At 64.9% G+C, this 25,483-nt stretch carries 26 protein-coding genes; 13 read left to right on the forward strand and 13 right to left on the reverse strand.

Annotated elements, in window-relative coordinates; all coding sequences use genetic code 11:
* Positions 1-121 precede the first annotated feature (121 nt).
* The 4 genes from KAJ83_RS07245 (at position 122) to KAJ83_RS07260 (ending at position 3,983) form a co-directional block, all read left to right on the forward strand.
* A complete protein-coding gene (locus tag KAJ83_RS07245; RefSeq protein ID WP_210681389.1) occupies positions 122-961 on the forward strand; it encodes a hypothetical protein in 840 nt (279 codons plus the stop codon).
* An 80-nt stretch (positions 962-1,041) separates the two neighbouring features.
* Positions 1,042-1,902 carry a flagellar motor stator protein MotA gene (motA, locus tag KAJ83_RS07250; protein ID WP_210681390.1) on the forward strand — a complete coding sequence of 287 codons (861 nt, stop codon included), beginning with the start codon at positions 1,042-1,044 and terminating at the stop codon, positions 1,900-1,902.
* Between the two features lie 89 nt (positions 1,903-1,991).
* Positions 1,992-3,032, forward strand: a complete 1,041-nt coding sequence (locus tag KAJ83_RS07255) for a flagellar motor protein MotB (protein ID WP_210681391.1) — start codon at positions 1,992-1,994, stop codon at positions 3,030-3,032.
* A gap of 24 nt (positions 3,033-3,056) precedes the next feature.
* Entirely contained in the window at positions 3,057-3,983 is a 927-nt protein-coding gene (locus KAJ83_RS07260) for a flagellar motor protein MotB (protein ID WP_210681392.1), read from the forward strand.
* 49 nt (positions 3,984-4,032) lie between these two features.
* Here KAJ83_RS07260 and pyrH read toward each other — a convergent pair whose 3' ends face one another.
* Positions 4,033-4,812 (reverse strand): UMP kinase, encoded by a 780-nt coding sequence (gene pyrH, locus KAJ83_RS07265; RefSeq protein ID WP_210681393.1) that lies wholly within the window; start codon positions 4,810-4,812, stop codon positions 4,033-4,035.
* A gap of 106 nt (positions 4,813-4,918) precedes the next feature.
* On the opposite strand from pyrH, the gene KAJ83_RS07270 reads away from it, so the two are divergent.
* Positions 4,919-6,514, forward strand: coding sequence for a gamma-glutamyltransferase family protein (locus KAJ83_RS07270; RefSeq protein ID WP_210681394.1), 1,596 nt, complete (start codon positions 4,919-4,921; stop codon positions 6,512-6,514).
* A 221-nt stretch (positions 6,515-6,735) separates the two neighbouring features.
* Here the strand turns inward: KAJ83_RS07270 and KAJ83_RS07275 are convergent, their stop codons facing one another.
* From KAJ83_RS07275 to KAJ83_RS07295, 5 genes are all read right to left on the reverse strand, one after another.
* Positions 6,736-7,860, reverse strand: a complete 1,125-nt coding sequence (locus KAJ83_RS07275) for an AI-2E family transporter (protein ID WP_210681395.1) — start codon at positions 7,858-7,860, stop codon at positions 6,736-6,738.
* A 204-nt stretch (positions 7,861-8,064) separates the two neighbouring features.
* Entirely contained in the window at positions 8,065-8,400 is a 336-nt protein-coding gene (locus KAJ83_RS07280) for a GcrA family cell cycle regulator (protein ID WP_210681396.1), read from the reverse strand.
* A 439-nt stretch (positions 8,401-8,839) separates the two neighbouring features.
* Entirely contained in the window at positions 8,840-9,142 is a 303-nt protein-coding gene (locus tag KAJ83_RS07285) for a hypothetical protein (RefSeq protein ID WP_210681397.1), read from the reverse strand.
* Between the two features lie 94 nt (positions 9,143-9,236).
* Positions 9,237-9,578 (reverse strand): DUF2794 domain-containing protein, encoded by a 342-nt coding sequence (locus KAJ83_RS07290; protein WP_210681398.1) that lies wholly within the window; start codon positions 9,576-9,578, stop codon positions 9,237-9,239.
* 120 nt (positions 9,579-9,698) lie between these two features.
* Entirely contained in the window at positions 9,699-10,073 is a 375-nt protein-coding gene (locus KAJ83_RS07295; protein ID WP_210681399.1) for a hypothetical protein, read from the reverse strand.
* Positions 10,074-10,366: 293 nt separating this feature from the next.
* Between KAJ83_RS07295 and KAJ83_RS07300 the strand changes: the two genes are divergently transcribed.
* Genes KAJ83_RS07300 through KAJ83_RS07315 form a run of 4 tightly spaced genes read left to right on the forward strand, consistent with a single transcriptional unit; the run spans position 10,367 to position 14,450 of the window.
* A complete protein-coding gene (locus KAJ83_RS07300) occupies positions 10,367-11,017 on the forward strand; it encodes a tetratricopeptide repeat protein (protein ID WP_210681400.1) in 651 nt (216 codons plus the stop codon).
* 14 nt (positions 11,018-11,031) lie between these two features.
* Positions 11,032-12,384, forward strand: a complete 1,353-nt coding sequence (locus KAJ83_RS07305; protein WP_246484308.1) for an outer membrane protein assembly factor BamB family protein — start codon at positions 11,032-11,034, stop codon at positions 12,382-12,384.
* Positions 12,385-12,387: 3 nt separating this feature from the next.
* Positions 12,388-14,007, forward strand: a complete 1,620-nt coding sequence (der, locus tag KAJ83_RS07310) for a ribosome biogenesis GTPase Der (RefSeq protein WP_210681742.1) — start codon at positions 12,388-12,390, stop codon at positions 14,005-14,007.
* Between the two features lie 26 nt (positions 14,008-14,033).
* Complete coding sequence (locus KAJ83_RS07315; protein WP_210681401.1) at positions 14,034-14,450, forward strand: hypothetical protein; 417 nt, start codon at positions 14,034-14,036, stop codon at positions 14,448-14,450.
* A gap of 46 nt (positions 14,451-14,496) precedes the next feature.
* Here KAJ83_RS07315 and KAJ83_RS07320 read toward each other — a convergent pair whose 3' ends face one another.
* Together KAJ83_RS07320 and KAJ83_RS07325 are read right to left on the reverse strand one after the other, a co-directional pair.
* Positions 14,497-15,432 carry a DnaJ C-terminal domain-containing protein gene (locus tag KAJ83_RS07320; RefSeq protein ID WP_246484309.1) on the reverse strand — a complete coding sequence of 312 codons (936 nt, stop codon included), beginning with the start codon at positions 15,430-15,432 and terminating at the stop codon, positions 14,497-14,499.
* A 30-nt stretch (positions 15,433-15,462) separates the two neighbouring features.
* Complete coding sequence (locus tag KAJ83_RS07325; RefSeq protein ID WP_210681402.1) at positions 15,463-15,966, reverse strand: RT0821/Lpp0805 family surface protein; 504 nt, start codon at positions 15,964-15,966, stop codon at positions 15,463-15,465.
* Positions 15,967-16,269: 303 nt separating this feature from the next.
* Here KAJ83_RS07325 and pdxH point away from each other — a divergent pair, with 303 nt between their 5' ends.
* From pdxH to KAJ83_RS07345, 4 genes are all read left to right on the forward strand, one after another.
* Positions 16,270-16,869 (forward strand): pyridoxamine 5'-phosphate oxidase, encoded by a 600-nt coding sequence (gene pdxH / locus KAJ83_RS07330; RefSeq protein WP_210681403.1) that lies wholly within the window; start codon positions 16,270-16,272, stop codon positions 16,867-16,869.
* Between the two features lie 123 nt (positions 16,870-16,992).
* Positions 16,993-17,943 (forward strand): cation diffusion facilitator family transporter, encoded by a 951-nt coding sequence (locus KAJ83_RS07335; protein ID WP_246484310.1) that lies wholly within the window; start codon positions 16,993-16,995, stop codon positions 17,941-17,943.
* Entirely contained in the window at positions 17,940-18,716 is a 777-nt protein-coding gene (locus KAJ83_RS07340) for an SDR family NAD(P)-dependent oxidoreductase (RefSeq protein WP_210681405.1), read from the forward strand. The genes KAJ83_RS07335 and KAJ83_RS07340 overlap by 4 nt, the downstream gene beginning before the upstream one ends.
* A 208-nt stretch (positions 18,717-18,924) precedes the next feature.
* Positions 18,925-19,692 carry a hypothetical protein gene (locus tag KAJ83_RS07345; protein WP_210681406.1) on the forward strand — a complete coding sequence of 256 codons (768 nt, stop codon included), beginning with the start codon at positions 18,925-18,927 and terminating at the stop codon, positions 19,690-19,692.
* A gap of 42 nt (positions 19,693-19,734) precedes the next feature.
* Here KAJ83_RS07345 and KAJ83_RS07350 read toward each other — a convergent pair whose 3' ends face one another.
* From KAJ83_RS07350 to KAJ83_RS07370, 5 genes are all read right to left on the reverse strand, one after another.
* The gene (locus tag KAJ83_RS07350) at positions 19,735-20,280 is read right to left on the reverse strand and encodes a hypothetical protein (RefSeq protein ID WP_210681407.1); all 546 of its coding nucleotides are present in this window, start codon (positions 20,278-20,280) and stop codon (positions 19,735-19,737) included.
* A gap of 172 nt (positions 20,281-20,452) precedes the next feature.
* Positions 20,453-21,304, reverse strand: a complete 852-nt coding sequence (locus KAJ83_RS07355) for an ABC transporter permease (protein WP_210681408.1) — start codon at positions 21,302-21,304, stop codon at positions 20,453-20,455.
* A gap of 18 nt (positions 21,305-21,322) precedes the next feature.
* Complete coding sequence (locus tag KAJ83_RS07360) at positions 21,323-22,573, reverse strand: ABC transporter permease (protein WP_210681409.1); 1,251 nt, start codon at positions 22,571-22,573, stop codon at positions 21,323-21,325.
* A 390-nt stretch (positions 22,574-22,963) separates the two neighbouring features.
* Positions 22,964-24,055 (reverse strand): extracellular solute-binding protein, encoded by a 1,092-nt coding sequence (locus KAJ83_RS07365; RefSeq protein ID WP_210681410.1) that lies wholly within the window; start codon positions 24,053-24,055, stop codon positions 22,964-22,966.
* Positions 24,056-24,197: 142 nt separating this feature from the next.
* The gene (locus KAJ83_RS07370) at positions 24,198-25,322 is read right to left on the reverse strand and encodes an ABC transporter ATP-binding protein (RefSeq protein ID WP_210681411.1); all 1,125 of its coding nucleotides are present in this window, start codon (positions 25,320-25,322) and stop codon (positions 24,198-24,200) included.
* Positions 25,323-25,483: the final 161 nt, after the last annotated feature.

Genomic DNA, 25,483 nt, shown 5'->3' on the forward strand with positions numbered 1-25,483 from the left:
TATCTCGTTTATACTCCCGGACCCCGACGGTGCCGGACGCCCTGACGCTACCCCGGCCCGTTCGAGGGGCTATCTAGCGCATGTGACCCCAACTGGCGAGAGCGAAGGATATTTTCCACCCATGGTCCGCGCCCCATCCCCACCCGGCCCGATCGTGCGCGTCGCGCGCGCGCCGATATCGCGCGCGGTGCTTGCCTTCCTGCTGTCGGGCGCGCTGACGGCGGCCGCGATCCAGGCCCTATGGCAGGGGTTGGGAATCGATCCCCCGCTCTGGTCGAAAATCGTGGGCGCGGGCATGGGGGCCGCCGGGTTCGGAGCGCTCTTCCGCTTGCCGCGCTGGTGGTGGGGTGTACTGGCGCTGGCACCGGCGGCCTTCGTCGGCGCACGAACGCTGGCGCTGCCGGGTTGGAGCTACGCGCTGCTCGCGGTCGCCGCGCTGCTTACCCTCCACAACAGCGCGGGTGAACGGGTCCCCCTCTATCTAACGGGCCGGGCGAGCCGGACGGCGCTCGGCGGCTTGGTCGACGCGGCCCGTCCGATCCAGGCGATCGATCTGGGGTGCGGGCTGGGCGGTCCGCTGTTGGCGATGGCCACGGCCAACCGCGATCCCGCCAGCCGCTTCCTGGGCGTGGAGACGGCACCGTTTCCCTTCGCGATCGCCTGGACGCGGGCGCGTCTCGCCGGGGATCGGCGGGTGACGGTCGCCTGCCGCTCCATCTGGTCGGTCGACCTGTCCGCGTTCGATCTCGTCTACGCCTTCCTGAGCCCGGCCCCCATGCCGCGTCTCATGGCCAAGGCCCGGCGGGAGTTACGGGAGGGCGCGCTCCTCGTTAGCAATGAATTTACCGACCCGGCCTATCCTCCCGACCGTCGGATCATACCGGAGGGCACCGGTGGCCGGCCGCTCAATCTCTGGTACGCACCGATTCGCGTCCATTCCTCCGGCGGGCAAAGGCCCTAGCCGGATTGGCATGGACTTAAGGCAACGGATAAGAATATCCTGGCACCGTCGAAGGTCCCGGGGAGAGCAGTTAAAAATCCATGTTCGTCATTATCGGTATCATCAGTGTAATCGTCTGTGTGCTCGGCTCCTATGTCGCGATGGGCGGCAAGCTCGCCGTGCTGAATCAGCCGTTCGAAGTGACGATCATTTTCGGTGCCGGTATCTCGGCTTTCGTCGTCGGCAATCCGATGCGCGTGGTCAAGGGCGGTTTCGGGCGCATCGCCGGCATCTTCAAGGGACCGAAATACAAGAAATCCGATTATCTGGAACTGCTGACCATGCAGTATCAGGTTTTCAAGCTCATGAAGCAGAAGGGCGCCCTGGCGATCGAGCAACATGTGGAGAACCCGCATGACAGCACGCTTTTCCAGGAATTCCCTCGCTTTCACCACGATCACCACGCGCTGGATTTCTTCTGCGACTATCTGCGCCTGCTGACCATGGGCACGGACAACCCGCACGAGATCGAAGCGCTGATCGATTCCGATCTGGAAGCGATGCACATGCAGGACCATCAGGTCAGTCATGCGCTGACCGGCATGGCGGAAAGCTTCCCCGCGCTCGGCATCGTCGCGGCCGTGCTTGGCGTCATCAAGACCATGGGGTCGATCAACGAACCGCCGGAGGTTCTTGGCAAGTTGATTGGCGGCGCGCTGGTCGGCACCTTCCTCGGCATCCTGCTGTGTTACGGCTTCTTCGCGCCCTTCGCGAATCACGTGAAGACCCTGATCGAGGAGGAGGCCACCTATTTCAACAGCATGAAGGCAGGCCTGATCGCCCACATGCAAGGCTATGCTCCCGCGATCTCGGTCGAATTCGCGCGCAAGGTATTGGCCGACCACAACCGCCCGACCTTCACCGAGGTCGAGGACGCGGTCTCGAATCTACCCCCGATCTAAGGGCATCCCCGCCGGTCTGGCCATGCGGTAGAATCACGGCGCGGGGAACGCGGACGGCGCGGCCGACGGAACGACGTTAAGGGACAAGGATGTCGGACGCTTTCGGACAGGAAGAACAGGCGCCGCTGATCCTGGTCAAGAAGATCAAGATCGAGGGCGGCGGCCATGGCGGCGCCTGGAAGGTCGCCTATGCCGACTTCGTCACCGCGATGATGGCCTTCTTCCTGCTGCTCTGGTTGCTCAACGCGACGACCGAGGAGCAGATGAACGGTATTTCCCAATATTTCGCGCCGAGTAGCGTGGCGCAGAGCGACCAGGGTCTGGGACAGGCGATGGCCGGCCTTCAGGTGGCGGCCGAGGGCGCGATGCGTTCCGATTCCGCGCGCCCCTCGATCTCCGTCGCGATTCCATCCTTCGGCGAGGAGGAGGCGGGCGAGAACGACGGCGAGACCCGCGACAGCATCGACGAGGAGAACGTCAACAGCGGCCAGGCGAGCGCCGACTTCGAGGAACAGCAGATGCTCGACGAGGCGATGGCGCGCATCAAGCAATCGGTGCTGGACTCGCCGGAAATGGCGGATCTTCAACAGAATCTGATGCTGGAGAATACGGCCGAGGGGCTGCGTATCCAGATCCTCGATCAACAGGACAAGCCGATGTTCGAGGAGGGGACCGACCAATTGACCCGCCGGGCTGTTCGGTTGCTGGCGCTGATCGGCAGTATCGTGGCGACGCTGCCCAACGACATCACCATCACCGGGCACACGGATGCAACCCCACCACCCGGCGGCGACCCGAACTATACGAACTGGGAGCTTTCCGCCGACCGCGCCGCCTCCTCGCGGCAGTGGCTGGTGGATGCGGGGTTGGCGGACCGGCAGGTGGCCATCGTCGCCGGCAAGGGGGACAGCGAACCGATCCTGCGCGAGGACCCGAACGATCCCACCAATCGACGCATAAGCATCCTGATCGTACGCGAGAGCCAACCCGTCTCCACCGCCATCGGTCCCGCCCCGGACGCCGAGCCCGGCGGGCCACGGTCCACCCGGCCCGACGGAACCGGCGGCGCCCAGGAATCGGCGCCCGCGCGCGCGCCGGACGGGGCGGCTCCGCCGCCGCTGCCCGAATAAGGTCCGAGGACGAGGGAACCGATCATGGCGGCCAAGCAGGAAGTCATCGTCAAGAAGAAGAAGGTGGTGATCGAGGGACACCATGGCGGTGCCTGGAAAGTCGCCTACGCCGACTTCGTCACCGCGATGATGGCTTTCTTCCTGCTGCTCTGGCTGCTCAACGCGACCGAGCAGGAAGTACTCGACGGCATATCCAATTACTTCACCCCGACCGTCCTGACGCAATCCGGCAGTTCGGGCGCGGGTGGGTTGTTCGGGGGCGCATCGGCCACCAATCCGGGGCCGGTGGAGCAGGACCAGGAAACGTCGATCCTGACCGAGGATTCAACCGCCACCGGACAGTTGAACGCTAACGATCCCGGCGAGGGCGCCAATGACGAGACCAGTACCGGCAGCGAGGGCGAGGTCGATTTCGAGGCGGAGGAGAAGACCTTCAACACGACCAAGAATCTGATCGAGAAGTCGCTCGACGAGATGCCGCCCGAGCTTCAGGACCTGAAGGAAAGCATCAAGGTCGATATCACCGAGGACGGCCTGCGCATTCAGGTCCTGGACAACCGGCGCCGGTCCGGTTTCGTGCGCGGTACATCGGAATTGACGGAGAATGCGCGCCAAGCCCTGCGTTTCGTCTCGCAATATATCGAGCGTCTGCCGAATCGCATCTCCATCACCGGCTATACCGATGCGGAGGAGGCCCCGCGCGAGGCTTGGCAGCTTTCCGCCGCGCGGGCGAACAGCGCGCGCCGCATCCTGCGGGAAACCGGCCTGCCGCCCCAGAAGTTCGAGACCGTGCAGGGCAAGGCGGCCACCGAATTACTGGTTCCCGAGGAGCCGACATCCGCCCTCAACCGCCGAATCTCGATCGTGATGCTGCGCCGCGCGGAATATCCGGACGGCGTGGCCCGCCCGCCCTCCATCCTCGATACCGGCGACGGCCAAACGGCGGAATAGCGGTTATGGGCGGCAGGTGGCGGGCGGCACCCGTGGGCGGCGGTTTCCCTCAGCCCTCGTCCGGCTCGTAGATCTTGGTCTTCGCGCCCTTGGCGAGGTAGGTTCCCGCCTCCTCGCCCAGGCAGATGCGACGCATCACGCCCGGCGCATCGAAATCGAAGACATGGATAGGCTTGCTGTGGTCCCGGGCCATCACCAGGGCCGGCAGATCCATGAAGGCGAGTTGCTGGCGGATCGCGTCGCCGAGACCGATCGAGCGATAGAGTTTCGCATCCGGGTCCTGTTTTGGGTCGGCGTTGAAGACGCCGCTGACGCCGTTCTTGGCCGCCAGCACCGCATCGCACCGCAATTCGATCGCGCGCTGGACGCTGGCGTAATCCGTCGTCAGATAGGGCTGGCCGATGCCGGCGGTGAGGACAACAATCGATCCCTTGGTCAGATGCCGGTCGGCACGCAGGCGAATGAAGGGCTCCGCCACTTCCGGCGTATGCAGGGCGGACATGACCCGGACCTCATGATCGGAGGAGCCGGTCAGCGCCGCGCGCAGCATGATGCCGTTGATGACGGTCGCCAACATGCCCATGTTGTCGGCTTCCGCGCGCTCGATATGCCATTCCTTGGACACATTCCCCCGGAAGATATTGCCGCCGCCGACCACGATCGCGATTTCGATCCCCAGATCGCGAACCGACAGGATCTCGCGTACGATATGCCCGATCGCATCCGGGTTCAGCGCATTCTGGGTGGCGCCGGCCAGCGCCTGTCCGCTCAGCTTGAGCAGCACGCGCTTATAGATGGGCCTTTCGGGGGAAGCGGTTTTTGTCGGCATGGGCGGCGACCTCCGGCTTTTCGTCGGGGCGGTTATGTGCATGAGTCCGCCCACGAATCAACCTCGGGGCCGATTCCGCCCCGGGACCTGCAGGAGTCTATGATCGATGATCCATACCCGCCGGGGTCTGAACGGCCTTGTCACCGCACCGCACCACATGGCCGCCGAGGCCGGCGCCGACATCCTGCGCCGGGGCGGCAACGCGGTAGAGGCGATGGTGGCGGCCGCCGCGGCGATCGCCGTCGTCTATCCGCATATGAACTCGATCGGTGGCGATGGATTCTGGATCATCGCGGAACCCGGCAAGGACCCCGTCGGCATTGACGCTTCCGGCCCGGCGGCCGTGCTGGCCAATCGCGACTTCTACGCCGATCAGGGATATGAGGACAGGATTCCCCCGCGCGGGCCGCTGGCCGCGTTGACCGTGCCGGGCACCGTCGACGGTTGGCGTCTGGCGCTTCGGCGCGCCGCCGGCTGGGGCCGCGCGCTTCCGCTGTCGGAGTTGCTGGCTCCGGCGATCGACCATGCCATTCGCGGCGTCCCCGTCACGGCGGGCCAGGAAAACCTGACCCGGGAGAAGCTGGACGAACTGCGCGATGTACCCGGATTCGCGGAGATATTTTTGACGCGCGAGGGTGGCGTTCCGGCGGAAGCGAGTCTGCTGCAACAACACTATCTGGCATCCAGCCTGGAGCATTTGGCGAAAGCGGGACTGCGCGATTTCTACGAAGGCGACCTCGGCGCCCTTCTGACGAGCGGCGCCGAGGCAGCCGGCAGCCCACTGCGCCGCGCCGACCTGGAGGGCTTCCAGGCGATCGAGACAACGCCGCTCCGCGTAGCGCTCGACGTCGGCACGGCCTATAACATGCCGCCGCCGACCCAGGGGGTTTCCGCCCTGATGATCCTGGCCCTGTTCCAACGGCTGAACGTCGCGGAGGCGGAGAGTTTCGCGCACATCCACGGTCTCGTGGAAGCGACGAAGCAGGCCTTCCTTCTGCGTGACGCCCATGTCACCGACCCGTTCCACATGGATCGCGACGCGGCCGGCTGGCTCGCGCCCGACTTCCTGGACGAACGGGCCGCCGCGATCGATCCGGCCAGGGCCCTGCCCTGGCCCCGGCCCGCCCTGCCCGGCGACACGATCTGGATGGGCGCCGCCGATGGCGAGGGACGGGTCGTCAGCTTCATCCAGAGCACGTTTTGGGAGTTCGGCTCCGGCACCGTGCCGGCCGGTACCGGCATCGCATTACAAAACCGGGGGGCGAGCTTCAGCCTCGACCCAGGCCATGCCAACCGGTTGAAGCCGGGCAAGCGCCCCTTCCATACGCTGATCCCGGCGCTGGCCCGGCTCAAGGACGGGCGCACCCTCGCCTATGGCAATATGGGCGGGGAGGGCCAGCCGCAGAGCCAGGCAGCCATCTTCACCCGGCACGTGATGTTCGGTCAGCCGATGCAGGAAGCGATCACGGCGCCGCGTTGGCTCCTGGGCCGCACCTGGGGGGCGGAGACGACGACGCTGAAGCTGGAGGATCGCTTCGACGGGGCCCTCCTGGCGGCATTGGAGGCGGCCGGGCACGATATCGAACTGATGCCCCCCTTCACCAGTACCATGGGCCATGCCGGCGCGGTTGCGACCCGCCCCGACGGCGTGATCGAGGGCGCCAACGACCCGCGGAGCGACGGGGCGGCGGTCGCGCTTTAGGGGCGGGTCACGTATCCCCTCCCCGTCTCACGGAGGGGAACGTGCCCTTATACCAAATCTTGTTGATCACGCCCCATGAGGATCGCGTTCGGCTTTCCCCTGAACGGACGGAGGCGGGCAGGAAGAGACGCGCGGGCGATGCGGGGCATCGTCCAAGCCGCGCTCCTAGCCGAGAACCCGGAAGGGACGTCCCCATGGGGCATGATCAACAAGATTTGGTATTACCGTCCGGATGGAGTGATCTTGCCTTCCGCGGATAACAGGATCGCGACCGCGCGGGTCGGCCGGAACTGGGCGCAGATCAGCATGGCGATCACGACGAAGGGGATGGAGAGCACCATGCCGACGATCCCCCAAATCGAGCCGAAGACCGCGAGCGCCAGCAGAATGACCAGCGGGCTCAGATTGAGCGAACGCCCCATCAACTTCGGCTCCACCACATTGCCGACGGTAACCTGAACCGTCGCCAGAACGCCGAGCGTCACCACGAAATAGATCGGGTTCGAGAACTGGATCAACGCCAGCACCGAGGGGAAGGCGACCCCCACCAGCGAGCCGATATAGGGGATGTAGTTGAGCACGAAGATCAACACCGCCCAAAACCCGGCGAAATCAACCCCGACGGCCGCCATCACGGCATAGCTGACCAGACCGGTGATCGCGCTGACCAGCGTCTTGAGGCCGATATAGCGTTGGATGTCGCTGGCGATGCGGCGAACCGTATCATGTACCGTGTCGGCATGATGGCCATCGCGAAACAGAGCGTTGATCTTGGACCGGAAGGTCGCCTGTTCCAACAGGATGAAAACGACATAGAACAGAATCGTGAAGATGTTGCCGGCCACCGCCGTGATCTGGGACGCGGCCGTGCGCAGAACGCTCGCGACATCCACCTCCTGCGCCAGCGACCGGACACTCGGCAACGCGTCGATGCCGAGCCGGACGGTCGCCTTTTGCAGCAATGCCTGAACGTTCTCCTGATATTTCGGGGCACGCTCGGTCACATCGGCGATATTGCTCGCCACGATATCGCCAAGCAGCACCACGCCGCCGACCACGATCAGGATGGCGAGCCCCATGCCCGCCCAGAAGGGCATGCGCGGGGCACCCGGCCAGGGCTGGCAGAAGCGTGCCGCCATGCTGTCCAAAAGGATGACGATGAAGACGGCGATCACGAAGGGCAACAGGATCGACTGGCCGACCACCATGCCCACGATGGCGAGCGCCGCCAGCCCGCAAGAGGCGAAAACCGCCAGCACCCCGGAATGGCGCCGGGCGCGCTTCGCTTCGTCATCCTCGCCGGGGACCAGCGGCGGGGAAGCCGGAAACTGGCCATCATCGCTCATGCGACCCTGCCCCCTTGCGCGTCTAGGATGCGCGTCTCGGATGCGCATCTCGGGGCGCGCACCGATCGGCTACGGCTTCAATTCGACGCCACCCTCTGGTCGACGTCCCCCTCTGGCGGCCGGTGCCGGGTATCACCGATTGTCGGCGCGGTCCGCCGTCGGTCTTCCCGAAAACCGGCCCTCACCCCCCGACGGCGATGACGATCAAGAACCGCTGTCCTGGCTGCTCCGCCGATAGGCGACGCCGCAGTGCTTATCGCAATAGGGTTTGCCGGAGACCGCTTCCTCGCCACAAAAGTGAAACTCGGGGCTGCCCGGGTGGCCGATCGGCCATTGGCAGGTTCGCTCCACCACGCGCGGCATGGAGACCGGCTCATGCCGGCGGATCGGCGACGGCCGGGTCGACAGGCCAAGGCGATGCGCCTTCCCGATCACCGCGTTGCGCGTGACGCCGCCGAGACGTTCCGCGATCTGCCGGGCGGTATAACCGCTCAGCCACATGCCCTTCAGCGTCGCAACGCGTTCGTCCGTCCATTCCATCGTTCGACCACCTCGCCGTCCATTGACGCCTCCGGGCGCGTGGCTTGGCGCCTCGCAGGCAGATATCCATGGGACCCGACGGATCCCGCCGGTCGATCATCCCGAAGCGCCCCGTCAACGAGCCGCCTTTCGGCCCGCACCCCCACGATCAGGCACAGATCGCCTGTTCGCGGAGTCCTCCCGCGCTCCAACATCTAGTAGGGCTTGATCTGGTGGACACAATATACGGCGGTTTTTCGAGTCTCAAGCGCTTTTCTGCGGAGTCGCGCCGGATCGCCTGATTTCCCCAGCTTACAGCCGCGATTCCGCCGATAGGGTCAAGCCGGGCCACGGCCGCGCCTTGCGCGGATTCCGGCCCGGCACATAGGGATTTCAGGATGGGAAAGGCGGGAAACCCCGGAATTCCGCGCCGAATCATGTCGAATCGGGTGCGCGACGGTTACTCCATCACCTCGACATCCGCGGTCGGATGATATCCGGTCGCATCGAAGCATGGCCAATCGGGCCGCGTCGCCACGTCCTTCGACCCGCATCCCCGGCACCGCAGGAAGAGGCCCAGCCCCGGCACATCCTGTTGCGGCCCGAATCGGGCCAGCAACATGTCGAGGCCGAGCACCGCGCTATGGCCACAGCGATTGCACCGGCAGAAGATGTCGGCGCCATGGGCTGTCAGATCGCCAAGCCGCGTGCGCCGCCGCTTCGCCTCCTCCGCCTCGAACGCCCGATGTTTAAGCCGTCCCATGCCGGCACCATACAAGACGGCGCCAAAAGAGAACAAGAAGCGAACATTCCTAGCCTAGGACCTGATCTGACGGTCTAGGAAAGCGATCCGGCCCCTACCCCTCGACCACGCGCAGGGGCTTGTCGAGCACGCTCAACACATCGTCGAGGGCACGGGCACGTTTCAGGGTACGGCGGCCGCTGCGCAGGATGAACTCATCCTGCTTGCCGTTACGGCGCTTGGCGATCGCGAAGGCGGGGGCTTCCAGGCTGTGGCGGAAAATCGAAAAGACGGCGATCGATCCGTAGATATCGAGGGCATAATCCTTCCACTCCCCCGTCATCACGCGCCGGGAATAGCATTCCATCAGGCGCCGGAACTCATCACGCTCGAACCGAACCCGGGACTTGCCGCTTCCGCGACGACGGTAATCGGCGAAATCCACCAGTTCCGACATGCGCGCCCAAGTCCTTTCGCCAGAGATTCCCTCCGTTTCACGAAAGCGTAACGCAATGTGGAAAGCGATGCCAGGACGGTTCGCCACGCGCGCCGGCGGCGTTGGTTCTCCACGCGCCGGTCAGTTCACCGTGCGCTGGCCGATGCCATAGGGGTCGCGTTCCTCGAAACATTCGATATCGGCCAATGTGCGATAGCAATAAAGGGGGCGCTCCACCACCTCGCGGCGCGGCGGCCGGCAGAGTGGTCCCTTATCCTCGACATGGCGGATATAGCTGCAATCCTGCCCCGTCACGGCCTCCGCCAGATAGTCGGTCGGCAGCTTGTCCTCCAACACGATCGTCGCGGTCGCGCCCACCGCCGCCACCGCCGGAGCGGAGACACCGCCGATGCATCCGCTCAATCCCGTCGCCAACGCGCACAGGACGGCCACCACCGCAAGTCGGGCAGATGGCCGGGCGCCGCCGGCCTCGTCTTTTCCGCATCCGTCATGCATGGCCATCATCCTTGCCCCTCTTCGCCCCTCTTCGCCGACGACATTCCCTCGGGAGGGCCAACGGCCGGCCCTATCCCCCTTTCGTTAGCCAAGCAAGAAGCGGGCCACCACCCCCTCTCGTGCCCTCTCTCCCGCCACGGCCGCCGCACCTGTCGGAAATGCGTGCGATCGGAAGGCGCACCCGGTTGCCCCGCCGGTCGCGAGCCCGTAAATACGGGGCTTGCGTCCACTTCGGATGCATGACTAGGACCACCGGCGGGAAACGCGACGCGCGCGAAGGGGCTAATCAAACCGTGTCTGACATCTTCACCGAAGTCGACGAGGACCTGAGACGGGAACGGGCGAAGGCGTTGTGGAAACGCTATGGCCGCTATGTCGTCGCGGTCGCCGTGATCGCGATCCTGGCGGTCGGCGCCCATACTTGGTGGCGTTCCTATGAGCAGTCCCAGCAACTCGAAATGGCCGACCGGTATACCGCCGCGCTCGCCGGCGGGGGCGAAAGCGCCCCGGCCGAGACCGCAGCCCGGCTGGAGGAATTCGCCGGCACGGCGGGCGAGGGCTATCGCCTGATCGCGCTCCTGCGCGCCGCCGGTTTCTACGGCGAGGCGGGCGAGCACCGGGCGGCGGCCGATATCTATGGCGCGATCGCCGCCGACCAGTCGGTCGAAACGCTTTACCGCGACCTCGCCACCATCCTCGGCGCCGGGCAGGCCGCCCAGACGGAGGGCGCGGATGCCGCCGCCCTCCTGGAGGAGGTCGCCCCGCATACGGTGGAGGGCACACCGTGGCGTTTCATCGCGCTGGAGGTCGCCGCCGGCCTCGCGCTTCAGGCGGGCAAGCCGGATCGCGCGCGGGAATTCCTCGGCACCATCGCCGACAACCAGGAAGCCTCGCAACAGAGCCGTTCCCGCGCCGGCGAAATTCTGCGTGCGGTGGGCGAATGACCATCGGCCCGATCATGATCATGACGACCGCCATCCGGCATGCCCCTGCGCGTGGGTCCTTGCGCGCCGCCGCTGCGCTGGCGGCCCTGCTCGCGCTCGGCGCCTGCAGCTGGTTCGGTGACGAGGAAGCGCCGCCGCTTCCCGGCGATCGCATCTCCGTGATGCTGTCGGAAAGCGACGTGGAGCCCGATCCGCGCCTTTCCGACCTGGCGGTGAAGCTGCCGCCGCCCTATCTGAATGAAAGCTGGCCGCAGGCGGGTGGATTCGCCGACCACGCGATGCACCATCTGATGGCGAGTGACGATCTCGCCGAGGCGTGGGACGTCAGCATCGGCTCCGGCTCCGCCGGCGATCAGCGCGTGCTCTCCAGCCCGGTCGCGGCCAACGGTCGCCTCTTCACCATGGATCGGGATTTCGAGATCCGTGCCTTCGACGCCGAGAGCGGTCAGCGTCTGTGGACCTTCGACGCGGAAGTTCCGGACGAGGATGACGAGGCCTTCGGCGGTGGGCTGGCCTATGCCGACGGCATCCTGGTCGCGACCACCGGCTATGCGGAGGTGATCGCCCTCAACGCCGAAACCGGCCAGGAGATCTGGCGCGAGCAGATGAGTGGCCCCATCCGCGCCGCCGCCACCATCGCCGAGGGCCGGGTCGTCGCCATCAGCATCGACAACCAGTCCGCCGCCCTCGACCTTGAGACGGGCGCGACGATCTGGCGTCATGCCGGATTCGCCGAGGTCGCGGGCCTGCTGGGCGCGGCAAGTCCGGCGATCTCCGAGTCCTCCGTGATCGTCCCTTATTCTTCCGGCGAATTGTTCGCGCTTCGCCTCGGCAACGGCCAGGTAAGCTGGCAGGAGAACCTGACCTCCACCCGGCGGGTGGACGCGCTCTCGAGTCTCGCCGACATCCGGGGGCGCCCGGTAATCGATCGCGGGCTCGTCTACGCGGTCAGCCATGCCGGCCGGATGATCGCGATCGATATGCGCACCGGCTCGCGCGCCTGGGACCGGCGTATCGGGGGCACGGAGACACCTTGGATCGCGGGTGAATACGTCTATCAACTCACCAATGACCAGGTACTGCTCTGCCTTACCCGCCGCGGCGGGCGGGTGCGTTGGGCAACGCCCATGCCACGCTTCGAGGACCAGGAGGACCACGAAGGCCCGATAAGCTGGGTCGGCCCCGTACTGGTCAAGGACCGCCTGCTGGTCGGCAATAATCTGGGGGAACTCATGGCCGTGTCGCCCTATACCGGCGAGCCGCTCGGCCAGATCGATGTCGGCGACGGCATCCGGATCGCCCCGATCGTCGCCAATGGCACGGTTTATCTACAGACGGAGGATGGGCGACTCTTCGCCTATCGCTGAGTGATGGCGCGCGCGGGCAACAGATCGGGCCGCCGGGGAAGCCGGGCACTCGACAAGGCCGGGCTGGAGAGCGCGCCGGCCGGTTCCTTCACGCTCGCCATCGTGGGGCGGCCGAATGTCGGCAAGTCCACGCTCTTCAACCGTCTGGTCGGCAAACGCCTCGCGATCGTCGACGACACGCCTGGCGTCACCCGCGACCGGCGCGAGGGCGAGGGGCAACTCGGCGATCTGATCTTCCGGGTGATCGACACCGCCGGCTATGAGGACGCGCACGACCAAAGCCTGGAAGCGCGCATGCGCGAGCAGACGGAGCGCGCGATCCGCGAGGCCGATCTTTGCCTGATGATGATCGACGCACGCGCGGGCGTCGTTCCCCTGGACGAGCGGTTCGCGGAGGTGCTGCGCCGCGCCGGCGGCCCCGTCGCGCTCGCCGCCAACAAATGCGAGGGAACGGCCGCCGAAGCCGGCCTGATGGAGGCCTATTCGCTCGGCTTGGGCGATCCCCTGCCCCTCTCCGCGGAGCACGGCGAGGGGATATCGGACCTCTATGATCTGATCGCCGAGGGCATCGCGGCCAAGCGAAGCGCGGACGCGGCGGCGCGGAGCGGCGGCGTGCGCGAGGGGACGCTGGAAGCGGTCGAGCCCGGCAGCGCCCCGACCGCCATCCTGCCCGAAGGGGCCGCGATCGAGGAAGAGGGGGAGCAGGTCGGCGACGACACGGACGAGGTCTTCGCCGTGCCGGAAGAGGCCGACCGCCTCGCGGAGGAGGTCGCGGCGGCAGAGGACGCGTTGCGCGCCAAGCCGATGCAGCTCGCCATCGTCGGGCGGCCGAATGTCGGGAAATCGACCCTGGTCAACAAGCTGATCGGCGAGGATCGGCTGCTGACCGGCCCGGAGGCCGGGATAACCCGGGATTCCATCGCCCTGGACTGGGCCTGGCGCGAGGCGGATGGCGACCGGCCGTTGAAGCTGATCGACACCGCCGGCCTGCGTAAGAAAGCGCGCGTCACGGACAAGGTGGAGAAGCTATCCGCCCTCGACACGCGGCGGTCGATCGATTTCGCCCATGTCGTCGTTCTCTTGCTCGATGCCAACGACATGTTGGAGAAGCAGGATCTGACCATCGCCCGGCAGGTTCTGGAGGAAGGCCGCGCGCTGGTCATCGCCGCCAACAAATGGGACACGATCGCCGACAAGAAGGCGGCGATGCAGAAGCTGCGCGACCGGTTCGAGATTTCCCTGCCGCAGGCGCGCGGCGCGCGCATCGTCACGATATCGGCCAAGACCGGGCGCAATCTGGATCAATTGATCCAGGCGGCTTTCGATGTCTACGACACTTGGAACCGGCGGATACCGACCTCGGCGTTGAACCGATGGCTCGCCGACCGGACGGCGACACACCCGCCACCGCTGGCGAAGGGGCGGCGGATCAAGCTGCGCTACATGACGCAGGCACGCATCCGCCCGCCGACCTTCGCGCTCTTCGCCAGTCAGGCGGCCGAACTGCCCGATAGCTATCAGCGCTATCTGGTGAATGGCCTGCGCGAGGATTTCGGCCTGAACGGCGTGCCGTTGCGACTCGGCGTCCGCCAGGGTAAGAACCCCTTTGCGCCCAAACGCTGACCGCCGCCGTCACGGGAGGTACGACCATGGCCCGGATCAGGCCTCTTCTCGCCGCCGCCTCGCTGTCGCTTGCGGCCTGCGCCGCCCTTACGGGCTGCACGGGCGCGCTCAAGTCGTTCGGCAGCACCTCCGAGGCTTTTGACGGCGCCTGGGTCGGCCAGATGAACGTGGTCAGCCGGACGCGCACCTGCATCATGACGCGCGGCGGTATCCGCCTGACGATCGACGGCGGCTATATGCAGGGCAATGTCCGGCAATCCGGCGGCAATCGACGCATCGAGGGCTTGGTGCAGGAGGACGGGACCCTCTCCTCCACCACGATCGACGCGGAATTCGACAAGGACACCGCCTCGCTGACCGGACGGTTCGAGGAGATGGAGGCCGAGGGTCACTGGACTTCCGAGGAATGCGACGGCACCTGGAGCTTGCGCAAGATCCGGTGAGTGACGAAGGCCGAGGCTCTGGCGGCCACAGGCAGGCCGCCGCCACCTACAGCTTATCCAGGCCCGCGCGGTTGCGGACGTCATAGTCGAAATCCTTCGACCACTCCTTCACGAAATCGATCAATTCCTTGTCCGGCTTTTCCGGCAGCATGACCTTGAGCCGCACGAACTGATCGCCTGCCGTGCCGCCGCGCGGCGCGATGCCCTTGCCGCGAAGACGCAGCGTGGTGCCGGTATTGGCGCCCGTGGGCACCGTGACCGCCACCTGGCCGTGGATCGTCGGCACCGTGATCTTGGCGCCCAGGACCGCTTCCGACAGGGTGACCGGCACATCGACGAAGATGTCGTTGCCGTCGCGCTCCAGGAAGCGGTGGGAATCGACCTGAACCTCGATGAAGGCGTCGCCATGCTCGCCCCCACCCATGCCGGGCATGCCCTGCCCCTTCAGGCGCAGGGTTTGCCCGTCCTCCGTCCCCGGGGGGACGGTGATATCGATCGTCTTCCCGTCATAGAGGGTGACACGCCGTTTCGCGCCCTTGGCGGCGTCGAGGAAGGAAACGCGAACGGAATAGTTCACGTCCTTGCCCTTCATGCGCACCGTGCGCGTGCGCGCCCGACGCTGCGCGCCGCCGAACAGGTCGGCGAAGATATCTTCCGCCGCCCCGCCGTCGCCGAAGCCGCCGAACCCTCCATCACCGAAGCCGCCACGGAATCCACCCCCGCCACCGGCGAAGCCGCGCTGGCTGCCGTCGGCGTTGATCTCGCCCCGATCGAAGGCGGCCCGCTTCTCCGGATCGGAGAGCAGCCCATAGGCCTGCCCGATCTCCTTGAAGCGCTGCTCCACGATCGGGTCGTTGGGGTTGAGGTCCGGGTGGAATTCCTTCGCCAGCTTGCGATAGGCGGATTTGATGTCCTGGGCGCTCGCGTTCTTCTTCACGCCCAGGACTTCATAGGGATCCTTCATCGTTGTTCCGGTCGCCATTTTCTTCTCGTGATTGCCCCTCGGGCCGGGTCAGGACTGGATTTCCCAGCTTCCGTCCGGCTGGCGGCAAGCCGTGCCGTAGGCTTCCTCGGTCTCGCCGCCGATCGTGACCGTCTGCTGGAACTCCCGGCAATAACGGCCATCATTCTGTTGATAGGTTTCCACCGGCGTGACCGTCCCGCGTGTCTGGTTATTCGGATTCTGCCAGCTGGAGGTATTGTTGTCGGCGACATGTTCAAGCGTCGCCTGGGTGGTGCGGTTCATCTTCTGCTTCGAAACCTCGTCCATCGTGCGCCCGATCGAGGAGCCCGCGATCGCACCCAGCATGACGCCCGCGCCCGTCGCGATCAACCGGCCGGAGCCGCTGCCGAACTGGGAGCCCAGCAAACCACCCAGAACCGCGCCGCCAAGCCCGCCGATGGTCTCGTTCGTGCCGGTATTCTGCGAGCAGCCGGCGAGGCCCAGCCCCGCCGCCACCACAAGAACCGCAGCCTTGCCGAAAATGCCCGTGGTCTTTCCCGTGGTCGTCGTCATGATGTCATCCCGTCCTTCGTTTCGCGGATCGACGCGTTACCGCGCCCTCGACCCCATTCGATTCGGATATCACCCTCCGGATCGTCCCATCCGCGCCAGCCACAGGCCAGCAATCCTCGTGCCAGCGGCAAGAGCCGCCGAACCGCCCCTTTCGCAACCCGACGAGAGTCGTATATCTAGCTCTGGCTGGTGAATATGGCGATTGAATGGCCCCGGCGGAAGGGTTTTCCCACGGCTTTCCGGGGATATTCCCAACCGAACCGGCCGGCCGCCGCCCATGACTTCAGAAACGGACCCGATATCATGACCGACCCGAGCGCACGCGCCCCCTTCGATCTGTTCCAGGAATGGCTAAGCGAGGCCGAGGCAAGCGAACCCAACGATCCCAATGCCATGGCGCTCGCGACGGCGGACGCGGCGGGACGGCCGTCGCTGCGCATGGTGCTGTTGAAGGGGTTCGATCCGGGCGGCTTCGTCTTCTACACCAACCTGGAAAGCCGCAAGGGCGTGCAATTGGCGGAAAACCCGGCCGCCGCCCTGCTGTTCCATTGGAAGAGCCTGCGCCGGCAGGTGCGCGTGGAAGGCCCGGTCGAGCCCGTAGCGGCGGAGGAAGCGGACGCCTATTTCGCGACCCGCGCGCGCGGCAGCCAGATCGGCGCCTGGGCGAGCGATCAGTCGCGCCCCCTCGAATCCCGGTTCGCGCTGGAGAAAAAGGTGGCACGGATCGGCGCCAAACATGCCGTCGGCGCGGTGCCGCGGCCGCCACACTGGTCCGGCTTCCGCGTGCGGCCACTGCGTATCGAGTTCTGGAAGGACGGCGCCTTCCGCCTGCACGACCGTTTCCTGTTCAGCCGGCCCGATCCCGACCAGCCCGATTGGACGGTGGAGCGGCTCTATCCGTGACGGCGTCGGCACCGATCACGCCCGGCGCGCCCCTTCCCTTCCGTGCCGCGCGGCCCCACACTCGACATCATGGTTGATCCGATAAAGCGCCTGCGTGGATTACGCGGCCGGCGGGACAGGTTGATGCGATGGGCGACCTATGCCTCGACCGGCACCGCGCTGACGCTCGCCCTGATCAAGACCGGCGCCTGGTTCCAGACCGGCTCCGTCGCGATGCTGGCAAGCCTTATCGATTCCCTGCTCGACAGCTTCGCCTCGCTGATCACGCTGATCGCGGTACGCCATGCCCAGGAACCGGCGGACGAGGAGCACCGCTTCGGCCATGGCAAGGCGGAACCGCTGGCCGCGATGGCGCAATCGGGCTTCATCGCGGGCTCCGCCGTGCTGCTTTTCATCGAGGCGGTCGATCGTCTGATCACCCCGCAAGCGGTGAGCCAGACGACGCTCGGAATCGGCGTGATGGGGTTGTCCATCGGGGCGACGATCGGCCTCGTCGCGTTCCAGACCTATGTGTTGCGGCGGTCGGACTCGGTCGCGGTCAAGGCGGACAGCATCCATTACAAGGCGGATCTCCTCGCCAATCTGGGGGTCATCGCGGCCCTGATCCTCAGCGGCTATCTGGATATCGGACTGGTCGACCCGCTGTTCGGCATGGCGATCGCCGGCTATATCGCGAAGAGCGCGTGGGACATCGGCGCCGACGCCTTCCAAATGCTGATGGATCATGAACTGCCCGAGGAAGACCGGGAGCGGATCAAGCGGATCGCGCTCGGCTATTCCGGGGTGCTGGGGGTGCACGACCTGCGGACCCGCCGCTCCGGCCCCGATATCTTCATCCAGATGCACCTCGATCTGAACGGCGCGCTCAGCCTGAACCGCGCGCATGCCATCGCCGACGCGGTGGAAAAGGGCGTGATGGAACATTTCCCGGGCGCCGAGGTGCTGGTCCACGAGGACCCGGTGACACCGAAGGTCGTCCCGGATTCCTCCGAGGCATCGCAGCGGGACAGGGCCGGCCTTCGCGCCGGTCCCCCCACCCCAGCCGGAAAGACTCCACAAAGCGAGGACGAATGACCGACGAGACGGCCAAGACCTTGATCCTGACCGGCGCCAGCCGGGGCATCGGGCATGCTACCGTGCAGCGCTTCAGCGCGGAGAATTGGCGCATCATCACCTGTTCGCGCGACGATATCCCCGCCCATTGCAAGGCCGACCCGAACTGGACGCATCACATCCCGACGGATCTGTTCGATCCCGCCTCCGTCGCCGCCTTCATCGAGCAGGCGAACGAAATCATCGGAAGCGCCCCCGTCCATGCCTTGGTCAACAACGCCGCCGTTTCGCCGAAGAGCGGCTCGCGTGAGCGCCTCGGCTGCCTCAATGGCGATATCGATCAATGGCGGCGGGTCTATGAGTTGAACCTGTTCACACCGTTGGCGCTCTGCCGGGGCTTCGCCGCCGCGCTCGGCCGCGCCGGCAAGGTGGAGGATACGGCGGGAAAACGCCCGGGTGCGGCGATCGTCAACATCACCTCCATCGCGGGCCATGCGATCCACCCCTTCGCGGGATCGGCCTATTCGACCTCCAAGGCCGCGCTCTCGGCGCTTACCCGTGAATTGTCGGTCGAATTCGCGCAACTCGGCGTGCGCGTCAACGCCGTCGCACCGGGAGAGATCGAGACCGGCATGATCGGCCCGGAATACGAACCCCTCATCCCCCGGATCCCGATGCTGCGCATGGGCACGCCGGAAGAGGTCGCGGGCGCCGTCTACCAACTCTGCAACAGCGATTTCGGCTATGTCACCGGCACGGAAATCTTCGTGACGGGGGGACAGCATCTATATTGATTGATCCTGGGCAGCCGAAAGTATGCCTCGATATCGAGAGGCACGGTTCAAACGACTCGCTCTCATACAACCAACAAAATTTATTTTTCTATATATTCACCGTCAATAGGCAGAAAATCGGCCCGTGACCGAGAGAAAACTGAGTATTATCATCCAGATTCCCTAAAACGAATTGCGACAGGAAATAATTACTGCTAGTGCCTTTCCAATGCGGCCGGCGGTATTCATCCATATCTTTAAGGGCGGTGGCACGAGTGCCTCCGATTGGCTCCTTGAGCATTATCCGGAGTCGTCCGCGCCTCCGGATTCGACGACATTCGCGCTGGCTCCCGATGACTATCTCGATACGCCCTTGCTGCGCGGCCATATACGCTTTCAAGACGTCATGCATCTGGACAGGACGATGCTGACCATCATCCGAGAGCCCTCGGCGCAGACCATGAGCGTGCTCTGGCACATCGCATCCCAGGCTAAGGAAGATAGGGAACATCGTTTACTGGTCGATGAAATATCTCCGGAGTCCGAAAGAGGCTTGGTCACCGTCGCGCGTGAGTTGATCGAGACCCGGGGCGGCATGCAGGCGCAATACATCTCCCCGGATTCCAACGAGCCGGAAAGAGCGCCCGAAGCCATTCCGAAGTTCCACGCCGTCGGCCTCACGGAACGCCTTCATGACTCATTGCGGCTCTTTGCCTGGAACCTCGGACTGCCGGCACCGAGCGTCATACCGCATGCGCGCAATAGTGGCGCTGGCGATATCGAAATGCCATCCAAAATCCGGGAAATCCTGGATGAACACATCCGATATGATAATCGGATGTACGATGCAGCACGCGAAAGATTCGACTCCGATTTCTCGGAACTTTGCAAGGCTGCGGGGAGCGAGCGTCAGATAGACGCCTATCTCAACTACCGTGCCGCCCCCAAGTTTTCCAAGCAGGCCCTCCGCCAACTCATCGCCAGGAAGTTCACCTGATCCGGTGGCGGGAACTTCCGCCCCTCGCTTCCGAAAGAATCCTCACCCCAACGCCAGCGCGTCCATTCGCGCTTCCAGCCAAGCGAGGCGGCGGTCGGCCTGCTCTATGTCGAAGGCCAGCCATTCGGCCATGGGACGGGTCTCGTATTCCGTCGCGAGCTCGGCGATGCGCGCGCGTTCGGTACGCACGAGATCGGCGATCATATCGAGTTGTTCCTCCTGCGTCTCCGCATCCTGGAGCGGCAGGAAACGAAGCTTCAGCAGCAGGACGAGCCGGCTGATATCGTTGAGCGGCGCGCGAACGGCCGCCGCCATCAACTGGTGGAAAGTGCGGCATCCGGCATCGGTGATCGCGATTTCCCGGCTGGGGGAACCGCTGCCGGCCCCACCCGTTTCCTCCGCCAGCCCCTCGATCAACAGAAGTTCCAGGGAAGACCCGAGAAGATCGAGCGACGGCCCGACGACCCGCGCGGTAAAGAAGCGGATTTCGTCGGCCAGCGCATCGTAATGGCGCCCCCCTTCCATCAGCCCGCCGAGGGCGGCCAGTCGGACGGCTTCGGTCGGCACCAACGAACGATCGCGATACATCGGGGACGGCTCCCTGCTACTTGATCCTGCCTCGTGCCGGCCACTCTATGCGGGCACGCCCGCCCTGACCAGAGGCACAACCGCGCGCATCCCGCGCCCCTGTCTCATATAGAGAAACGGCGCGCGAAGTTCCCTCCGCGCGCCGTTCGAGGATATTCCTCCACCGCGAAAATCAACCGGGCGAGAGCCCGCGCAGCCTCTCGTTGCGCCGACGCAGCAACTCCAACGTGGTCAACAGCACGATCGACAGACAGACCAGGAGTGTCGCCACGGCAAGGATCGTCGGACTGATCTGCTCACGGATACCCGACCACATCTGGATCGGCGCCGTGCGCTGCTCCGGCCCGGAGATGAAGAGCACGACCACGATCTCGTCGAAGGAAGTGATGAAGGCGAAGAGCGCGCCCGAGATCACCCCCGGCGTCACCAGCGGCAGGATCACCTTGAAGAAGGTCCGGATCGGCGGCGCGCCCAGATTGGCCGCGGCCCGCGTCAAGGAATGGTCGAACCCCATGAGGGTCGAGGTCACCGTGATCACGACGAAGGGCGTGCCCAGGGCCGCATGGGCCAGGATCACACCGATATAGGTCTGCACCAGATTGATCTTCGAGTAGAAGAAAAACATAGCCGCCGCCGAGATGATGAGCGGCACGATCATCGGCGAGATCAACAAGCCCATCACCACGCTGCGATAGGGCATGTAGCGGCTGGAGAGCCCCAGAGCCGCAACCGTTCCCAGGACCGTGGACACCAGCGTCGCGCAGATCGCGATAAAGAAACTGTTGTAGATCGACCCCATCCACCGGTCGGAATTGAAGAAGTCCGCGTACCAACGCAGCGAGTATCCCTCCGGATCGAACGCCAGCATCTTCGGGGAGAAGGTGAAATAAGGCTCGGCATTGAAGCTGAGCGGGATGATCACCAACAGCGGACCGATCAGGAAGATGAAGACCAGCGTGCAGAAAATCCGAAAGATCCAGATCCAGACCTTCTCCGCATTGGTCGCGTGCGGGGGCATACCCATGGCTTGACCCTCCCTTTCCTACGAGAACTTCAAGCTGTCGATGCCGATCAGCTTGTTATAGAGCCAATAGAGGATCAGCACGAGCGCCAGCAGGATCGAGCCCAAGGCCGCCGCCAGCCCCCAATTCAGCGAGGACTGCATGTGGTAGGCGATGAAGTTCGTGATGAAGCGCCCGCTCTCGCCGCCGACGAGCGCCGGGGTGATGTAGTAGCCGATCGACAGGATGAAGACGAGAATGCCACCCGCCCCGATTCCAGGCACCGTCTGAGGCACATAGACCCGGATATAGGCCTTTGTCGGTGGCGCCCCCAGCGAGCGCGCGGCCCGCATGTAGGAAGGCGGAATAGTCTTCATCACGCTATAGAGCGGCAGGATCATGAAGGGCAGCAGGATATGCGTCATCGCCACGACCGTGCCGATCTCGTTATAGATCATCTGCAATCGCCCATCGTCGCCGATGACGCCCACCCAAACCAAGAGGTCGTTGAGCACGCCCTGCGATTGCAGGATCGCGATCCACGTGGTGGTGCGCACCAGCAGACTGGTCCAGAAGGGCAGCAGCACCAGGATCATCAACAGATTCGAATAGCGCAACGGCAAGGTCGCCATCAAATAGGCGACCGGATAGCCCAGGAGCAGCGTCAGGAAGGTGATCAGGATGCTCATCCAGATCGTCTTCCAGAACAGATCGACGTGAATCTGATAGTAGTCCGCCTTCTCGACGATATCGCCCTCGGGCGTGTATTTCATGTCGAGGGCGTCGAGATAGTAGGACAGCGTGTAGGGATCGGATTCCCGCTTGATCGTCAGCCAGACCGCCGGATCGCCCCAATCCTCGTCGGCATCGATCATCGCTTCCTTGTAGGGTGGCTCCCAACCCGCGGCGCGGCGGGCGGATCGCGTGATCAGGCTGCGTCCACCACTGATCTCGTAATTGAGGCGGGTGCCGACGCGACCGATGGTCCGGTTCTTCGCGCCTTCCGCGAGATCAGCGGCGGCGGCGGCGTAGACTTCCTCGGGAGGAAGTCCTTGATCGTCCCATTCCTCAAGCGCGGCGACCGTGCGCGGAAGATTCTCGTTGATCTCCGGGTTCTGGACGCTGCGGAACAGCATCTCCCCGATCGGGAAAAGGAAGGTGATAAGCAGGAAGAGCAGCAGCGGCGCGACAAGCCCGACCGCGCGCATCCGGCTGCGCCGCTGGGCCCGGGCAAGGCTAACCTTGAGCGGTTCGCCGTCTACGGTCTTCAATACCTCGTTCGTCGTCGCCATGGCTCGCTATGGCCCCCCATTTCAACGCGTCCCGATCAATGCCGGGACCACAAGTCATGCCGCCCCGCGCCCGACCGGCGCCATCCCCAAATTACCAATTCGCTACGGTCCGTCCGTTCGCCACGCGTCGCCCGCCGCCCATCGATCGATCACCCCATGCGGGATATCGGCGGAAACGCACCAGGGCGCCCTCTGTCCGGCCCGACGACCTCTCCCCTCAAGGCATTCCGTCCGCGGGACCGTCGACCCTCTCATGGGGGCGTTGGCATGGTCCGCCTACGTAAAGTCAATAACTAGAAAATCACCCGGTTCAGATGATACCGGGGGTCGGGGACGGCACCGATCAGATAGTGCCGCCCCCGCCATTCCCGTATCAGCGCAAGGCGCCGATCAGCTGGCCAGCCACGCGTTGAAGCGCTCGGTCAGCTCGTCGAGATAGTCCGCCCAGAACTCGTCGTTCTTCGGCAGGGCCGTCTCGAAGTTCGGGCCATAGGTCGGCATGTGCGGCTTCATGTCGATGCCGGTCTCGGCATGGGTCGAAACCAGCGGCGCCGAGGACTTACGAGCCGGGCCGTAGGAAATGTACTTGGCCTGGTCCGCGAGACGCTGCGTGTCGGTGGCGAACTTCAGGAAGTCGGCCATCTTGTCCAGCTTGCCCTTCGGCACGACCCAACCGTCGAGCTCGAACACCTGACCGTCCCAGATAATCTCGAACGGCTGATCCTCGCTGACCTGGGCGTTGAAGATACGGCCGTTATAGGCGGACGCGAAGGCGACCTCCTGGTCGGCCAGAAGCTGCGGCGCCTGCGCGCCCTCTTCCCACCAGATCACGTGATCCTTGATCGTGTCGAGCTTGGCGAAGGCGCGCGCGACGCCCTCCTCGGTCTCGAGCGTGTCGTAGACGTCCTCCGGCGCGACGCCGTCGGCGATCAGCGCCCACTCGAGATTGTTGATCGGCTTACGCTGCAGCGCGCGCTTACCCGGATAGTTCTCGACGTCGAACACGGCTTCCATGCTCGTCGGCTGCTTGTCCTCCGGGAACATCGCCGTGTTGAAGGCGATGATGTTGGAATAGACGATCTGCGGCACGAAGCAGTCCGAGAGCGAGCCCTGGACGAAATCCTCGGTCGGCGGCGTGCCGTCCGGAGCCGCGGCCAGGACCGCATCGTGATCGATCGGCTCGACCAAGCCTTCGGCGCAGGCGATGATCGCCTCCGACGGCAGCATGTCGACCAGATCCCAGACGACGTTATCCGCCTGGACCTGCGCCCGCAGGCCGGCCAGCGCGGTCTGCGCCTTGTTCTCGAAGATCATGTCGACGTCGGGATTTTTCTCTTCCCACGGATCGACATAGGCCTTCTGCTGGCTCGCCTCGTAGGCGCCGCCCCAAGAGACGATCGTCTGCGTCTCCTGGGCCTGAGCCACGCCGGCCGCGAAGACCGCCGCGCCCGCCAGGACGCTGGTTGCAAGCAACTTCTTCATAGCAAAGCTTCTCCCTGCTGGTTGGATATCAAACCGATCGGGCAGGTTGTCACCACGCCGCCATCGGCTCCTCTTCTTCCGTGCCACGCGAGAGCGGGATGGCCCCCGCACGCCCCGCGCCGGCACGAGAACGCTCGCCCGGTCAGCCGACCGTTTCCGGCCCACCGGACGGATCGAGCGCGCGGCAGTCCTCCGCCGCCCACCCAAGCGTCGTTTCCTTGCCGACCTCCAGGACCGCATGTCCGTGAGCGTTCGGCACCTTGACGACGAAGCTATCGTTCCCCGCGACGGTCACGCGGGTCCGGATATGATCGCCCAGATAGATGAGCTCCTCGACGCGCGCCTTGCGGGTGTTTTCATAGGCTCCCTCGCCGGGATTGATCGTCACCCGTTCCGGACGCAAGGACAGCGTGGTCCGGTCACCCACCTGCTCCACATTGACGCGCAGCGCCTTCACCATGCCGCCGTCATTGTCGAGTTCGACGTCGCAGATATCGCCGTTGATCGCCTTGACCGTCCCGAAAAGCCGGTTGTTCTCGCCGATGAAGCCGGCGACGAAGGCGTTCTTGGGCTTCTCATAGAGGCCGTCGGGCGTATCCAACTGCTGAATGATGCCGTCGTCGAAGACCGCGATGCGGTTCGACATGGTCAGCGCCTCGCTCTGGTCGTGCGTCACATAGACGACGGACACGCCGAGTTGCTCGTGGATATGCTTGATCTCGTACTGCATCTCCTCGCGGAGATTCTTGTCGAGCGCGCCGAGCGGCTCGTCCATCAGCACCAGATCCGGCTCGAAGACCAGCGCGCGGGCAACCGCGACGCGCTGCTGCTGGCCACCCGAAAGTTGCCCGGGGCGGCGCCCCGCCATCTGCGGCAGACGCACCATCTCCAGGGCACGGGTCACCTTGGCCTCGATATCGGCCTTGCCCATGCCGCGCACTTCGAGCGGAAAGGCAAGGTTCTCGGCCACCGTCATGTGCGGGAACAGCGCGTAATTCTGGAACACCATGCCAATCCCGCGCTTATGCGGCGGCACCCGGTTGATCGGTGTGTTCTTGAGATAAATTTCCCCGTTGGTGGCCGGCTCGAACCCGGCCAGCATCATCAGGCAGGTGGTCTTGCCCGACCCGGACGGCCCCAACATCGTCAGGAACTCACCGGTATCGACGTTCAGGTTGAGGTTCTTAACGACCAGCGTCTCGCCGTCGTAACTCTTCTGAACATTCTCGAAACGGACGATGTAATCGCCCGAGGCGTCATTGGACATGCGCTCCGCTCGCCCCCTTATGTCTCCCGCCGAGCCGGCCCCATCGACATGATCGATGCCAGCGTCGCGGCTGCACGGTTACCCCCAAACACGGAACCCGGATGCCCGGATCGCGTGCCTCTCCTCTCTTTCCGTCGCATTGGCCTTCGGAAACCAATGCA

The sequence above is a fragment of the Marivibrio halodurans genome, from assembly GCF_017963645.1.
Classification (GTDB): Bacteria; Pseudomonadota; Alphaproteobacteria; order UBA8366; family Aestuariispiraceae; genus Marivibrio; species Marivibrio halodurans.

Excerpts from the sequence above, each read along its gene's own strand:
- KAJ83_RS07335 (WP_246484310.1), top strand. The coding sequence starts at position 16,993 with ATGCGATGGGCGACCTATGCCTCGACCGGCACCGCGCTGACGCTCGCC.
- KAJ83_RS07305 (WP_246484308.1), top strand. The coding sequence starts at position 11,032 with ATGATCATGACGACCGCCATCCGGCATGCCCCTGCGCGTGGGTCCTTG.
- KAJ83_RS07275 (WP_210681395.1), bottom strand. The coding sequence starts at position 7,860 with ATGAGCGATGATGGCCAGTTTCCGGCTTCCCCGCCGCTGGTCCCCGGC.
- KAJ83_RS07345 (WP_210681406.1), top strand. The coding sequence starts at position 18,925 with ATGCGGCCGGCGGTATTCATCCATATCTTTAAGGGCGGTGGCACGAGT.
- KAJ83_RS07355 (WP_210681408.1), bottom strand. The coding sequence starts at position 21,304 with ATGGGTATGCCCCCGCACGCGACCAATGCGGAGAAGGTCTGGATCTGG.
- motA (WP_210681390.1), top strand. The coding sequence starts at position 1,042 with ATGTTCGTCATTATCGGTATCATCAGTGTAATCGTCTGTGTGCTCGGC.
- KAJ83_RS07270 (WP_210681394.1), top strand. The coding sequence starts at position 4,919 with ATGATCCATACCCGCCGGGGTCTGAACGGCCTTGTCACCGCACCGCAC.
- KAJ83_RS07365 (WP_210681410.1), bottom strand. The coding sequence starts at position 24,055 with ATGAAGAAGTTGCTTGCAACCAGCGTCCTGGCGGGCGCGGCGGTCTTC.
- KAJ83_RS07320 (WP_246484309.1), bottom strand. The coding sequence starts at position 15,432 with ATGGCGACCGGAACAACGATGAAGGATCCCTATGAAGTCCTGGGCGTG.
- KAJ83_RS07325 (WP_210681402.1), bottom strand. The coding sequence starts at position 15,966 with ATGACGACGACCACGGGAAAGACCACGGGCATTTTCGGCAAGGCTGCG.
- KAJ83_RS07255 (WP_210681391.1), top strand. The coding sequence starts at position 1,992 with ATGTCGGACGCTTTCGGACAGGAAGAACAGGCGCCGCTGATCCTGGTC.
- der (WP_210681742.1), top strand. The coding sequence starts at position 12,388 with ATGGCGCGCGCGGGCAACAGATCGGGCCGCCGGGGAAGCCGGGCACTC.
- KAJ83_RS07315 (WP_210681401.1), top strand. The coding sequence starts at position 14,034 with ATGGCCCGGATCAGGCCTCTTCTCGCCGCCGCCTCGCTGTCGCTTGCG.
- KAJ83_RS07260 (WP_210681392.1), top strand. The coding sequence starts at position 3,057 with ATGGCGGCCAAGCAGGAAGTCATCGTCAAGAAGAAGAAGGTGGTGATC.
- KAJ83_RS07295 (WP_210681399.1), bottom strand. The coding sequence starts at position 10,073 with ATGCATGACGGATGCGGAAAAGACGAGGCCGGCGGCGCCCGGCCATCT.
- KAJ83_RS07285 (WP_210681397.1), bottom strand. The coding sequence starts at position 9,142 with ATGGGACGGCTTAAACATCGGGCGTTCGAGGCGGAGGAGGCGAAGCGG.
- KAJ83_RS07245 (WP_210681389.1), top strand. The coding sequence starts at position 122 with ATGGTCCGCGCCCCATCCCCACCCGGCCCGATCGTGCGCGTCGCGCGC.
- pdxH (WP_210681403.1), top strand. The coding sequence starts at position 16,270 with ATGACCGACCCGAGCGCACGCGCCCCCTTCGATCTGTTCCAGGAATGG.
- KAJ83_RS07280 (WP_210681396.1), bottom strand. The coding sequence starts at position 8,400 with ATGGAATGGACGGACGAACGCGTTGCGACGCTGAAGGGCATGTGGCTG.
- pyrH (WP_210681393.1), bottom strand. The coding sequence starts at position 4,812 with ATGCCGACAAAAACCGCTTCCCCCGAAAGGCCCATCTATAAGCGCGTG.
- KAJ83_RS07290 (WP_210681398.1), bottom strand. The coding sequence starts at position 9,578 with ATGTCGGAACTGGTGGATTTCGCCGATTACCGTCGTCGCGGAAGCGGC.
- KAJ83_RS07340 (WP_210681405.1), top strand. The coding sequence starts at position 17,940 with ATGACCGACGAGACGGCCAAGACCTTGATCCTGACCGGCGCCAGCCGG.
- KAJ83_RS07370 (WP_210681411.1), bottom strand. The coding sequence starts at position 25,322 with ATGTCCAATGACGCCTCGGGCGATTACATCGTCCGTTTCGAGAATGTT.
- KAJ83_RS07350 (WP_210681407.1), bottom strand. The coding sequence starts at position 20,280 with ATGTATCGCGATCGTTCGTTGGTGCCGACCGAAGCCGTCCGACTGGCC.
- KAJ83_RS07360 (WP_210681409.1), bottom strand. The coding sequence starts at position 22,573 with ATGGCGACGACGAACGAGGTATTGAAGACCGTAGACGGCGAACCGCTC.